General features: G+C 31.4%; 13 protein-coding genes and 1 pseudogene. 8 read left to right on the forward strand and 6 right to left on the reverse strand.

Annotated features, from left to right (window positions below; translation table 11 throughout):
- Nucleotides 1–1,283: 1,283 nt before the first annotated feature.
- Nucleotides 1,284–1,832 (forward strand): hypothetical protein, encoded by a 549-nt coding sequence (locus tag ACZLO7_RS09615; RefSeq protein ID WP_464941007.1) that lies wholly within the window; start codon nucleotides 1,284–1,286, stop codon nucleotides 1,830–1,832.
- A 1,223-nt stretch (nucleotides 1,833–3,055) separates the two neighbouring features.
- Here the strand turns inward: ACZLO7_RS09615 and ACZLO7_RS09620 are convergent.
- A complete protein-coding gene (locus ACZLO7_RS09620) occupies nucleotides 3,056–3,277 on the reverse strand; it encodes a tyrosine-type recombinase/integrase (RefSeq protein WP_464941006.1) in 222 nt (73 codons plus the stop codon).
- 203 nt (nucleotides 3,278–3,480) lie between these two features.
- On the opposite strand from ACZLO7_RS09620, the gene ACZLO7_RS09625 reads away from it, so the two are divergent.
- A complete protein-coding gene (locus ACZLO7_RS09625) occupies nucleotides 3,481–3,738 on the forward strand; it encodes a hypothetical protein (protein ID WP_464941005.1) in 258 nt (85 codons plus the stop codon).
- Nucleotides 3,739–3,861: 123 nt separating this feature from the next.
- Nucleotides 3,862–4,068: a hypothetical protein gene (locus ACZLO7_RS09630; RefSeq protein ID WP_464941004.1), complete on the forward strand. Its 207-nt coding sequence runs from the start codon at nucleotides 3,862–3,864 to the stop codon at nucleotides 4,066–4,068.
- Nucleotides 4,069–4,436: 368 nt separating this feature from the next.
- On the opposite strand, the gene ACZLO7_RS09635 is transcribed toward ACZLO7_RS09630, so the two are convergent.
- From ACZLO7_RS09635 to ACZLO7_RS09645, 3 genes are all read right to left on the reverse strand, one after another.
- Nucleotides 4,437–5,339 carry a cation diffusion facilitator family transporter gene (locus tag ACZLO7_RS09635; RefSeq protein WP_464941003.1) on the reverse strand — a complete coding sequence of 301 codons (903 nt, stop codon included), beginning with the start codon at nucleotides 5,337–5,339 and terminating at the stop codon, nucleotides 4,437–4,439.
- A 94-nt stretch (nucleotides 5,340–5,433) separates the two neighbouring features.
- A protein-coding gene (locus ACZLO7_RS09640) for an IS3 family transposase (RefSeq protein ID WP_511261354.1) occupies nucleotides 5,434–6,578 on the reverse strand; the annotation gives its coding sequence in 2 pieces (ribosomal slippage) (nucleotides 5,434–6,305 and nucleotides 6,305–6,578; 1,146 coding nt in all).
- Between the two features lie 509 nt (nucleotides 6,579–7,087).
- The gene (locus ACZLO7_RS09645; protein ID WP_464940338.1) at nucleotides 7,088–7,255 is read right to left on the reverse strand and encodes a hypothetical protein; all 168 of its coding nucleotides are present in this window, start codon (nucleotides 7,253–7,255) and stop codon (nucleotides 7,088–7,090) included.
- Nucleotides 7,256–7,803: 548 nt separating this feature from the next.
- On the opposite strand from ACZLO7_RS09645, the gene ACZLO7_RS09650 reads away from it, so the two are divergent.
- The 4 genes from ACZLO7_RS09650 (at nucleotide 7,804) to ACZLO7_RS09665 (ending at nucleotide 10,169) form a co-directional block, all read left to right on the forward strand.
- Nucleotides 7,804–8,328: a GrpB family protein gene (locus tag ACZLO7_RS09650; protein ID WP_464940339.1), complete on the forward strand. Its 525-nt coding sequence runs from the start codon at nucleotides 7,804–7,806 to the stop codon at nucleotides 8,326–8,328.
- A gap of 23 nt (nucleotides 8,329–8,351) precedes the next feature.
- Nucleotides 8,352–8,936: a tetratricopeptide repeat protein gene (locus ACZLO7_RS09655; protein ID WP_464940340.1), complete on the forward strand. Its 585-nt coding sequence runs from the start codon at nucleotides 8,352–8,354 to the stop codon at nucleotides 8,934–8,936.
- Between the two features lie 131 nt (nucleotides 8,937–9,067).
- On the forward strand, nucleotides 9,068–9,640 hold the full coding sequence (locus ACZLO7_RS09660) for a histidine phosphatase family protein (RefSeq protein ID WP_464940341.1): 573 nt from the start codon (nucleotides 9,068–9,070) through the stop codon (nucleotides 9,638–9,640).
- A gap of 184 nt (nucleotides 9,641–9,824) precedes the next feature.
- Nucleotides 9,825–10,169 (forward strand): DUF6176 family protein, encoded by a 345-nt coding sequence (locus ACZLO7_RS09665; RefSeq protein WP_464940342.1) that lies wholly within the window; start codon nucleotides 9,825–9,827, stop codon nucleotides 10,167–10,169.
- A gap of 125 nt (nucleotides 10,170–10,294) precedes the next feature.
- Here ACZLO7_RS09665 and ACZLO7_RS09670 read toward each other — a convergent pair.
- Nucleotides 10,295–10,444 (reverse strand): annotated as a pseudogene (locus ACZLO7_RS09670) (IS1595 family transposase); the annotation flags it as partial.
- A 71-nt stretch (nucleotides 10,445–10,515) separates the two neighbouring features.
- Nucleotides 10,516–10,920, reverse strand: a complete 405-nt coding sequence (locus ACZLO7_RS09675) for a VOC family protein (protein ID WP_464940343.1) — start codon at nucleotides 10,918–10,920, stop codon at nucleotides 10,516–10,518.
- Nucleotides 10,921–11,340: 420 nt separating this feature from the next.
- Between ACZLO7_RS09675 and ACZLO7_RS09680 the strand changes: the two genes are divergently transcribed.
- Nucleotides 11,341–11,955, forward strand: a complete 615-nt coding sequence (locus ACZLO7_RS09680; protein WP_464940344.1) for a TlpA family protein disulfide reductase — start codon at nucleotides 11,341–11,343, stop codon at nucleotides 11,953–11,955.
- Nucleotides 11,956–11,988 lie beyond the last annotated feature (33 nt).

Here is an 11,988-nt window from a genome sequence, read left to right on the forward strand (position 1 = left end):
TCTTATATTTGTTATGATTATTAGCTTAATTCCAGAATATGTCGGTGCTGCATTAAAAGAATACCAACAAAATTTAAAGGCTCAATCATCCGAACACTTTATTTCCGTGTTGTAGCAAAAAAAGTTTAACAGTTTGTGTATTGGGGACCAATAATCAAAGTAGATTATATTAATTTCGGAAAAAGAAGGTAGGGTTTAAAATTTTATATCTTAATCTTTTAGAAAGTATTTTTTATTTGATTATTTTTATAGTTTCGATCTTATCATCTACTAATAAGATTCATTATAATAACGTTTCTTTATTAAGGAAAGTATTGATATTGTTGAATTATATATCAGTGATTATACTAGCTATTAGTTGGAAATCTTCAAGTTTTCAAGGTTCATGCTTATTTATTTATTTGTCACCAATAGCTATAATCTTGCTTAGCACAGAAGAAGAAAGTAGCAGAACAAGTAGATTCATTAAAATACACATGCTTGGAGTTTCAATTTGTTATACACTTATAGGTATTATTATTGCACTTAGTGGGCATTAATGTATATTGTGAAGGTGGATTAACATAAGAAACATCATTAGTTTTACATTGTTGTATATTTTCTCATATGTATTTATTATTGGATACCCTAAACCAATTGAGGGTCCTATAGTTATATTCTTAAGATTTTGTTTAAAAGAAAAAAGCAAAAAATATATTGAGAATAGTTTTATAGTTGGTCTCATTAATGTTATATTGACTACTGCCATTGGAGGCTTAGCTATAGTTAATGCAATAAGATTAAATCGAATCTATAAGCAAACTGCTATAAAAATTGTTAAGGGTAAAAAGCAGAGGATGCGAATGATGTTAACCAGTTAATTATCTATTTTCCGAGGAATCTTGTAGTTACTGTTGTATCGGTAATTGTTAACGCAATTATTAATGAAAAATCCCCTAATTTTATATTAGGGGATTTTTTGCCATCGAAAGTTGCTTTAATTGGTAGAGAAACATGATTCATAATACGATTTCATTAATATTCGCATTATATGTTTTTGCGCTCTAGTTCCATCTTATCCAAAACTTTTTGGCTATCTGTGTTTGGCATATTGGTGTAAAGAGAAGTTGGAAAATACGGCAAAAAGGGCTCCGTTAAAAAAGTGGGGGAGTACATCAAAAAGGAGAATCAACAAAACCTCCTAAAGGAGTTAATGAATTCTTACGTAATAGAGGATTTAAAGTATAGTGAAAAATGTTTGTTATATAAACATACAAATTTACCATGGTGTAGGAGCAGATTAAATGAAAAAATTTCGGGGCAAACGACGCTATTTTCGTAATTTAAAAAAAGAAGAAAATCTAGATGCTTATAATCTTGATTTTGGAAGTGATAGTTGGTTTGATTTTTGGCACACGCATTTGGATTTTTTTGGGTATGGAAATAATAGTGTCAAAATCAGAAAAGCGCATATAAAAGCGTATCTATCTTTATATTGCAAGTTAGAAGAAAAGCTTGAAGAGTGGGGGGAAACTTATCAATTATGGATTGAAATATCTAATGAAGATGCAGGGTTAGATGCTATATATATTCATTCAGTTAATCCGAACGAAGATAATTTTCCATTTAAGATATCTAATTTAAGTCGATGTGATAAATTACCTTTATATTTAAGGGATGTAATAAATCTAAATGAATATAAAGTTAATTATTATGAAAATGAATATAAAGTTGATTATTATGAACCTGAAGATAATTCTGATCCTGAAGACGATTCTGAAATTATTTTTGTTATTCAATCTTTAAAAGATCGAAATCCATTGTATACACTTAATAGTGAGAGTGTACTATAATATCGTGTGTGGGACTTTCTAACATATCAAACTTGGTATGGCCATTTATTATTTTATTAGGAAGAATTGCGCAATTTACATCGTCTCTATTGAGGTAACCCGGTGCCGATGCAGCTAGTAAAATTACGAAATATGCTACTAAGCTATTTAAACCATGCAGTAAAAAAGTAGGTTATTGAGAGTAGGCGTATCCTATGTTATTGCTGGGTATATTTTTGGCACTATTACTTGGATTCTGAATGTTGCGGGCTTTTTCTATAACTCGGGTAAATATATATTTAGCTATTTAGATAGTCGTGATAAAAATCCAAATAACGGATATTTTAATGGCTTCTAAAATGGATCTTTTAAGCGAGAGGTGTTTAATATCATTAAATACTTTAAAAAAAATAAATGGGAAATAATAATTTTTGTTATTGTATTTGTATTGTCGTTTATTGGTTCATGTTTATTGATTGGAGGTCCTAAATCAATTGGAGGTCCTATAGGTGTATTCCTTGGATTCTGTTTAGTTCAATTTTTCAAATACAGAAACTTTAAAAAAAGTCACTTAAATTAAATACAAAAAATCTCGAAAGTATTTTTACTTTCGAGATTTTTCTGGTTCTATAATATATGTTGGGGCATGGCCTCGCTTCAACTGATTCCGCTGGAGTCGCGAGCTATATGGATTTTTAACACAAAAAAATGTACAGATTCACCATTTCTTTTATACTTGGATTGTCTAGAAAAAAAGATTATGAATATATAACATTTTATTAAGGATGAAAAAAATGAGTGAATTTTTATTTTATACGAGCGTAACCCTATTGATAATCATCGCGATTGCTTTTTCATTTGAAAAAGTCTTTGATAATAGAATTTTTCAGAAGTTATGCTTAAGTTTAGTTTTGATTATTGGAATTCTGTTGTTGGTTAGTCTTTTTATAGATAAACAAGATGGATTATCCGATCTACTTCGTAGTTTCTTCGTATTGATACTATGTATATTATTCCTGAATTTTATGTCACTAGTTAGTTTGAAGCGTGTAATCATTTGGGGAACCTTATGGACCTTAATTAGTGTTGTTTTATTAATAACTTCATAGAATAAATAAAGCATGTACTGACAAATTATATTAATAGAACAAATAGTAATTACTTTAGACATATAGAAGGAAACTATCTTTTTAATTTTCATTAAATAACTATAAATCAAAGTTATTACGACGTTGTTCTATTATTTAAAATTTTTTGACTATCTGTATGTGCCATATTTGTGAAAAAAGAGAAGTCGTTTTAATATCATTATGACCTAGTTGGTTACGAAGAAGTATAATGTTTCCGCCATTGCGTATAAAATTCACCGCAAAGCTATGACGAAGCTTGTGAGGACTAATGCCACTGCTCTGACTAAATGCAGCTGTATACTTATTAAAAATGTTTTGGATAGCTATACGAGACAACGGCTTTGTACTACCACCATAAACACTAACAAAAAGGGAAGTGCAACAAGGACAGTTATCGGTAGATACAGTTTTTCAGAAAATCAAGTTTTATCTCTTCTAAACAATAGAAAAAAGTAATATGGATGTTTTTAAAAGGATCAATATCTTATATTTATAATATATATAAAAATAGAAAACGGTAAGAAAATTCAGGAGGCAACATGTTATATATCAAAGGTGCATGTCTAGCAATCATTAATTTGGTTTTTGCAGTAGGTTTTTTTGTGGCTTTCAAACAAAGTAAAAAATGGTTTTATGAAAAATCAGGGTTAGATGCTATATTCATGCTTCCAAAACCTTTAGGTTATTATCTTTTCAAAATACTACTAGTATTAGGTATTGTTGGGATGATATTTGGTGCTTACATATTAGGATATTATAATCCTTCTCATGGGGTAGATTCTTGGAAAGTTTGGTAAAAATATATCGATTTTAAAAAATTGTTATTTATCAACTGGAAATAGGCAATGGTTTCTCCCAATATGAAAGTAAAAAATGTACTTTATTTATTGTCTATTCTTATAAGTGGGTGAGGTGATATTGTGAATTTTTTCTATTGGAATTTAGATAATAAAGGGAAATTTATTCGTTCGTTATGGTCAGGTGCGTTAGCTTTAATATTTTTATATCTGGTCGCTTGGTCTTATGCTGATAATTTTGTAATGAAAATTGGAATTCCGATTATTTTAACATTGCTATATGTTGTTGGTGTATTTTATCGATATCGTAAATGGAAAAACGGAAATTAAGTTTACTTATTAATTATTAGTCGCTCAAAAAAGATGTGTACTCGACTATAATATCGAATACGCTTCTTTTTTCATTAAAACAACAATTAAGTTTAACAGAGCCAAAAGGAATAGTCAGTCACGACTTAAATTCAATCAATGAGCTTCCGACTTATTGAGTATGACACTTGAAATTTTTTGACTACCTTATGATGGTCCAGAATATTTAATAAACGAAACTCTTTTGCCATTAAGGCTGAATGACAGTCATTATTGTTCCTCTTATACCTCCCTCATTTAAATTATTGGAATTTTAAAGGCAGTTGGATTGAGCTAATCCAACTACCTTTTGTAGATTCATTTTCAGTGAAAATGAAGATCGAAGGTCTTTATTTATTAAATTCATACCAAGGATTTAGATGAATAAGAACTTCGTCTACATCAGGATGCTTTTCCATAATGGTTTTCTTTATTTTGCGAATAATATCATGACCTTCTTGAATTGTTAATTCACCATGTACACCCACGCGAAGATCAATCAATACATAATGACCGTGTTCTCTCGCCCGGAGACGATCTATGCGTTTTACTTCTGGAATAGTTAGTATTAAACTCGTAAAGTTATCTAATCTCTCACGACTTACACTCTTTTCCATAAGTGTATCCATTGCTTCTATAATCATCCCATATGCAAGTTTAAAAACTAAGATGGTTACAATAATACCTGCGATTGGATCTCCGTAAGTAAGGATATGAATATGATAAAACTCTCCAACAAGTGCAAGCCCAATTCCCAATACAGCTGCTAATGAAGCATACACATCTGCAAGATGATCATATGCAGTCGCAATTAAACCTTTACTGTTCATTCTTTTACCAATTCTAATCGTATATACATATAAAATTTGCTTCCAGACTAGTGAAATAATAGCTGTTATGAAGGCGATAATACTTGCCTTTTCAGGTTCATGAAAGAATGCTGAAATAGACTCAAAGGCAATGTAAACTGCTGCTAGTAATAAAATAACGCCTACAAGGGCCGAACTTATTACTTCTGCTTTGCCGTGACCATAGGGGTGGTCTTCATCCGCAGGACGTTTTGAGATACGCATTGAAGTTAAAGCAGCTCCACTTGCAATAACATCACCAGCGTTATGATAACCGTCTGCAAGAAGAACTGGACTATTGAAGAGAGTACCTACGACAATCTTAAGAACCGTTAAAATAATATTACTTATTAAGCTAATCCAGCCAGCAATAATTGAACCATTTGAATTTGTGCCTTGCCCCATAATTTTGCACCTCCAATAAAATCTTTCCTATGAGCAACAAAAACCCTCGACTGGTTGGCACTGAGTATCGTTTTTGAGACAATAAGAAAACACCTTATTTTGCAGCCAGTTGACGGTATTGTACCGGCGACTGGCTGTTTAATTTCGTTTTAATCCGGATATTGTTATAATAATAAATGTATTCTTCGACCATATTTATTACGCGTGCATTTGTCGTGCGGTAAATTTCGTCGAGGTAGAACGTTTCAGACTTTAGCGAGGAGTGAAACGTTTCGATTGGGGAATTATCAACGGGCGTGCCTTTACAAGACATGCTCATGGTAATTCCCTTTTCTTTGATTGTTTTTTGATATACATAAGATGTATATACAGATCCTTGATCACTATGCAGAATGCAGCCCTCTGGTAAATTAGGTAATTGATTGAGCGTATCTAAAACAAAGGCTGTATCTTGCTTAGACCCAATGGTTTGTGCAATAATCTCGCCATTAAACAGATCTAATATACTTGAAAGATACATCATGGTTTGTCCAAAAGGCAAGTAGGTAATATCTGTTACGAGCTTCTCTAATGGTTTTGTTGCACTAAAATCGCGAGCTAATAAATTTGGAGCGATGTAAGCTGGTTGGCCCGTACGTTTACGTTTCTTTACTTTTACACGGCACTGCCAGTTATATTTTTGCATCACACGTTGCACCGTTTTCTCACTAATACCTATTAATGATTTTGTGATTTTTCGATAACCGTATCTAAATTTGTGTAGCTTGCACAAGTTACCAATTTGTTGGTCTCTAAGCTCCTTTGGTGTTTGCGTATGAACTTTTGCTTTCCAACGATAGTAAGACGAACGGCCAACTCCTAAATGAAGACAGATTTCACCAATTGACATACTTCCTTTTAACTCCTCCACTAATTGAACTACGACTCTTGAGACCACTTCCTCTCCAACTCTGTGTACTTTTTTAATACTTCAATCTGTTGTTTTAGATAACGATTTTCAGCTTGTAACTTTGCGGTTTCACTTCCATATTCAGGTCCTTTACCGAAGGTATATTGTTTACCCACTGGCTGTTCAAGCCGATGTAATTCGCCATTTCGATACCATTTCAACCATGTTTTTAATTGACTGTGATTACGAATATTCAACTCTTCTAATACTTGCTTTACAGGAATCCCAGCTAATCTCATCTCAATTGCCTTCATTTTAATTTCTACTGGATAACTGACTCTTGTCCCCATAGAAAAAACACCTCCGCGTTGGTTTTTAAAGGTAGAATACCCATTTTTTCAACGAAAGGTGTTTTTATTTGTCTCATATTTTTAGGTCAGTGCAGTTTCAGTCGAGGGTTTTTGTTTTTGAAATATATAGTTTTCGTGAATTTATAGTTTGAATCATAATTATCACTCACTATTCTTAGGCATTTTTTAATTTTAACACGATGTTTTTGGTGGAGCAATATGAATTTGTCGTATCATTTGTTCGCTTTTTATTATACGAGAAAGTTTCTATGAAAATGTATATGTAATAACAGCACTTTCTATATTATTTTATGTTCATATGCTGATGTTCTTATGGGCTAAATAGTCAAAAATTAGAGCTGAGTTATTCAATACATGTGCTGAAATGCTTAATGAAAAATCGTGTATTTTTAATTTGCCGTTTAATAACTTTATCTCATACACCATATCTTCTTATTAGAAAAGCCTTAATGCTCAAATGCATTAAGGCTTTTGAATGTGAATCTCTACTATTTCTTTTTGTTAGATGGTTGATTTTTGTTTTTTGCTGTAGCTTCAAAGTCACTAGCAAATTCTTCGTTTTGATTGGGGTTATTGTTATTGCTGTTGTAGTTATCGAAATTGATATTGCTGCTGTGGTTTTTTTCGTTTTTTGTCTTGTTGTTGTTCTTAGTCATGGATATTCACCTCCTAGAGACTAAGTTGCTCAGTAATAGAAGTTTTATTCTTAATGAATTTTTATAATTATAGAGGGAATTATGGAGTTATGGATTAGGAGGAGAAAATAATCTATTAATTGCTAAATCACTTGATGTAGCTTGCTTTACAGAACAATGTATCACTTCTTAAAGTAAACATCAGATGTATTGTTAGTATTTTCTTCATGTTTTTTATAAGAATATATACATGTAATTAAAGCGATGATATTAATAATAAGCATACCCAAATAATAATAATTGGAGGAACTATTATAAAAATAACCTGCATATCTTACACTGTTAATAAATAGTACAAGAAATAAAATCAAAAAAGCTTTACCACTCATCCTATCGTCTCCTTCTAAAAAATTTCAAAAATGTTATTCTTCTTAGAGTATGGTCTAGTCTCGAATAAGGTTTATATAATGTTTAATTGCTCTATATATTATAACAAATATTTACAATTTATTTCAGTCTTTTTTTGTGAAAGCATATATTATAGACTTAATGAACAAGGGGGTATGGGTATGGCTGGATTACAAAAGGGTGAAGTGTATTTAGTAGAGCCTCAGGAGAACTGGGGTCAGTCTTACGCTAGTGAGAAGGATAATTTGCAAGGTGTTTTAGAGGATTTAGTTGTTGATATTCAGCATATTGGAAGTACATCAATACCAGGCATTAAAGCGAAGCCACTTGTGGATATTCTTATAGGTTTAAAGAAGTTAGAAGATTTTCGAAAGTTTGATTTTCAACGGCTAAAGAAGTACGGTTTTTATCATTTAGCAAGGGTCAACATTGATGGCAAGGAAGTTATTGCAAAGTTTGAAAGTCTAGATCCACCTATTAAAACTCATGTTGTTCATGTAGTAGAGTATGCAGGGGAATGGTGGCACAAGCATATACTATTCCGAGATCGTCTAATATCGCACCCTGAATTAGCGAAAGAATATGAAGCGTTAAAAGTAAAGCTATCTAAAGAATACCCAAACAATGAAAATGCATATGCTAATGCAAAGTTAGGGTTTGTGGAAAACGTTATTACTAAGCAGTGAGTAGTTTTAGAGAGGTGTAAATAATGGATATTTCCATACTTAGGGAAGATTTATTAAGTCTTAGTGAGTTTATTTATTTAGATAAAAACCAATACTTGCGTGAAAAATGCCATAATTATGAAACATTAAATAAACTGTTACGTCACTTTGAAGAGGCTATAAAAACGATAGAACAATATTCAATTAATGAGCAGATTTTTTTATACGGTAATAGTGGTAATTTATATCGAATCGCTGGTGAAAGTGAGCAAGCCATTCAAATGCTTAAAAGAAGCTTTACTCTTGCTGAAGAGAGCAATCAAAAGAAATCAAAATTTGCAAATCTGATTCGTTTAGGAGAGGCCTTTAAATATGCTGGCCAATATGAAGATGCTTTAAAGTCATTTGACACAACTATTAGAGCATTAACACCTATAGATGATTGTGATTTATTAGATTTTGCGTTACAGCATAAAGGAAAGTGCTTAATGGAATTGGGGGAATGGGAGTTAGCACTTTCTCATTTTCATCAAGCATTATCCATTAGAAAGAGTAAAGGTGAGCCATCTCTAATTTACTCAACAGAATTAGCTATACAATTTTTAAAAGAAAAAAATGATAATCTATAAGCAATTAATTTGAGGACTCCGATAGTATAAAGTACGCAATGCTAAGGAAAAAAGGCAAATGTTATTTAGCTACAATTAAATAAAGATACTTAACTAACTATATTTAAGCATTCTTCTTTTCAGGAGGTATTATGAAAACTTATATTTATATGGTGAGACATGGTGAATCACCGAGAATGGACGGAAATGAAAGAACAAGAGGGTTAACTGATAAAGGGATATCCGACACTAGTAGAATAACTGAAATATTACAAGGAGAGGAAATCGAAGTTTTCGTTTCTAGCCCGTATCAACGAGCAATCCTAACTATAAAAGATTTGGCTAAATGTACAGGGAAAGAAATTATAGTATTTGAAGATCTTAAAGAAAGAGTTTTTTCTAATGAAGAACACCCAATACCCGATAAAGAATTATTCCCTTTGTTGGAGGAGTCGTTTTCCAATCCTAACTTTGCTTTGACTGGAGGGGAGTCTAACTCAGTTTGTCAGAATAGAGCGATGTTGGTATTGAAAGAATTATTAAATACCTATCAAGGACAGAAAGTAGTATTAGGCACTCATGGAAATATTATGACTTTGATGATGCAGTTTTTTGATAAACAGTACGATTTGAATTTTTTACTTCATACATCTAAACCTGATATTTACAAAATGGAATTCGAAGGTCAGGAATTGGTAGATGTTAAAAGATTGTGGAAGTGTTAACGGTTTGTTCTGAATGTTTACTTGCGGCGCTTTCATTATATGGTAACTTTAATTCAAATCTATACTATTGTTTTTTAATTTAGTTGTTTTCTATAAAATTGTTGTTTCTGCAAAACGCTTTCCGTTAATTTGTATTTATGTTAAAATTTCCATGCACATTAAATTGTCTTATTGGAGGATAAAAATGAACATAGAATTAACAAGGTTTAAGGTTAAAAAAGGTAAGACTGAAAGAGTTGATGAATGGTTAAGATTTTTGAATGATAATATGAAAGATGTTCTTGTCACCTTAGAAGGCGAAAAAATGTATGTAGAAACCATTTTTAGAGAACATCTAAACGGAAACGAGTTTCTATATTGGTATGCAGTTCAAGGTGAAGGTGGACAAGAAGTGGAGCAATCAGAACATTGGATAGATAAAAAGCATTTAGAATACTGGGATGAATGTATAGATGAAACCTTTAAACCAGTTGAAGTAAAGACTGAGGTGGTTATGATTCCAGAAAAAGTGAGAAATGCTATGGATTGATACATAATGCAATTGAACTGTTGAATTTTGACCTCTGTATAGAGGTCTTTTATTATCACTTCTCAGCATCTCAATCGTTGTATAATTTGACTTTTGATACGCTGAAATAAGCATTGGTTCTACAAGTAGTTAGGTGCTGTATCTGTACATAACAAAGAAAATGGGTGAATGTACGAAGCTATCAATTACTCCTGCTTTGATCGCCCTGTTCTTCTTTTACGAGCAATCATAATGCCAATACGATCTTGTGCTACAACAACAGCGACTTTGAGGTTGGGGAATTCTCAACCTTACATAGACTCACGAAAGAATGTTTTGTAACTTCCAACGTTACCTTGTAGTAGAATTATATTCCTCGATTATCACGTAACTCTATAATCGTTCCTTCTGGCGCTATTAATTTGCATAAATGACCATTTTCAACGTGATAAATGATTTCCCCATCTTTTTGAAGAAAGTTTGCATTTATCGATTGTAAATGTTCTACTTCATGCACAAGATCTTCAACCCAAAGACAAAAATGAACTATTCCTTCACTATTAGAATTTCCATTAGTAAGGACTTCATCGTGTTTACCCGTTTGAAGCTCAATATAAAAAGCACCTAGCTTTAGCCATGTATTAAATTGTCGACCTTGAAAATTAGGGGACTCTTGTACGAGTTCAAAACCCAAACCTTTTGTATAAAATTCAATTGTCTCTAAATATGTATTAGTTTGAATACATAAATGGTGTACAAATTTCTCTCTCATTGTATGAATTACTCCTTTTATAACCTACGCGTTTCGTAATTATTCAAATCTCAAACCAACTTTTAATAATCGATTATTCTTCCTCTTATTGCATCTCAAATGACAAATACATTATTAATGATTACTTTAATTCTTTTCATTTACGTCACCTCTGTCGTGAGGAGAATGTAAGAATTAGCAGTATGGAAAATGATTAATCTTTTTCAAAATGGATTCTTTAAATCTTTAATAAAAACTAACTATATCATTTAAAAGGATTTAATGTAAAATAAGTAAATGATAATAAATATTATTCTTATATTTCAATAAAAAGTAAATTTTTATATATTCTTTATAATGCCTATATAAAGTTGCAAATAGTGCAGTTAATGTTATTTTTTATTAGTATGTTGATTTGAGTATGTTTTGGAGGAGAAATTAATGAGTTTTAGAGTTATGGTGAAGATTATTTCAGTATTAATGATTATCTCCATGATTATTTTCACTATTAAAGCAAATTTCGTAGATAAAGATGATTCTGTTGGATTAGAAGAGTATCCTAGTGGTCTAATAGAAGATCAAACTAACGAAGTAGTGAATGGTAGTTTAGAAACTGATTTTGGACTTAAAATAAATGATGTTGCACCTGATTTTAAATTGAAAAATTTATCTGGCGAAACAGTAAAATTATCTGATTATAGAGGAAAAAAAATACTACTTAATTTTTGGGCATCATGGTGTCCACCTTGTATACAAGAAATGCCATATATGCAAGAGTACTACGAAAGGTATGGAGGTAAGTCTGACATGGAATTTCTTGCTGTAAATATGACTCGAAAGGAAGTAGGGGGTATAGGGAATATTGAAAAATTTATTGAGGAATACGAATTGACATTTCCTATTGTATTAGATGATAAAGGTAAAGTAATGGATTTATATAAAATTCGATCGTTTCCAACAACATATATAATAAATAAAGAGGGAAAAATAACTGATAAAACGACTGCTCCTTTAAATGATAAGAAAATTGAAGGTCTTATTAATAAGAGTAATTAAATATTTTAAAGTAAAAAGGTTTACTACCAGCGT

The sequence above is a fragment of the Viridibacillus sp. d25.2 genome, from assembly GCF_055456015.2.

Excerpts from the sequence above, each read along its gene's own strand:
- ACZLO7_RS09615 (WP_464941007.1), top strand. The coding sequence starts at position 1,284 with ATGAAAAAATTTCGGGGCAAACGACGCTATTTTCGTAATTTAAAAAAA.
- ACZLO7_RS09625 (WP_464941005.1), top strand. The coding sequence starts at position 3,481 with ATGTTATATATCAAAGGTGCATGTCTAGCAATCATTAATTTGGTTTTT.
- ACZLO7_RS09635 (WP_464941003.1), bottom strand. The coding sequence starts at position 5,339 with ATGGGGCAAGGCACAAATTCAAATGGTTCAATTATTGCTGGCTGGATT.
- ACZLO7_RS09645 (WP_464940338.1), bottom strand. The coding sequence starts at position 7,255 with ATGACTAAGAACAACAACAAGACAAAAAACGAAAAAAACCACAGCAGC.
- ACZLO7_RS09650 (WP_464940339.1), top strand. The coding sequence starts at position 7,804 with ATGGCTGGATTACAAAAGGGTGAAGTGTATTTAGTAGAGCCTCAGGAG.
- ACZLO7_RS09655 (WP_464940340.1), top strand. The coding sequence starts at position 8,352 with ATGGATATTTCCATACTTAGGGAAGATTTATTAAGTCTTAGTGAGTTT.
- ACZLO7_RS09660 (WP_464940341.1), top strand. The coding sequence starts at position 9,068 with ATGAAAACTTATATTTATATGGTGAGACATGGTGAATCACCGAGAATG.
- ACZLO7_RS09665 (WP_464940342.1), top strand. The coding sequence starts at position 9,825 with ATGAACATAGAATTAACAAGGTTTAAGGTTAAAAAAGGTAAGACTGAA.
- ACZLO7_RS09675 (WP_464940343.1), bottom strand. The coding sequence starts at position 10,920 with ATGAGAGAGAAATTTGTACACCATTTATGTATTCAAACTAATACATAT.
- ACZLO7_RS09680 (WP_464940344.1), top strand. The coding sequence starts at position 11,341 with ATGAGTTTTAGAGTTATGGTGAAGATTATTTCAGTATTAATGATTATC.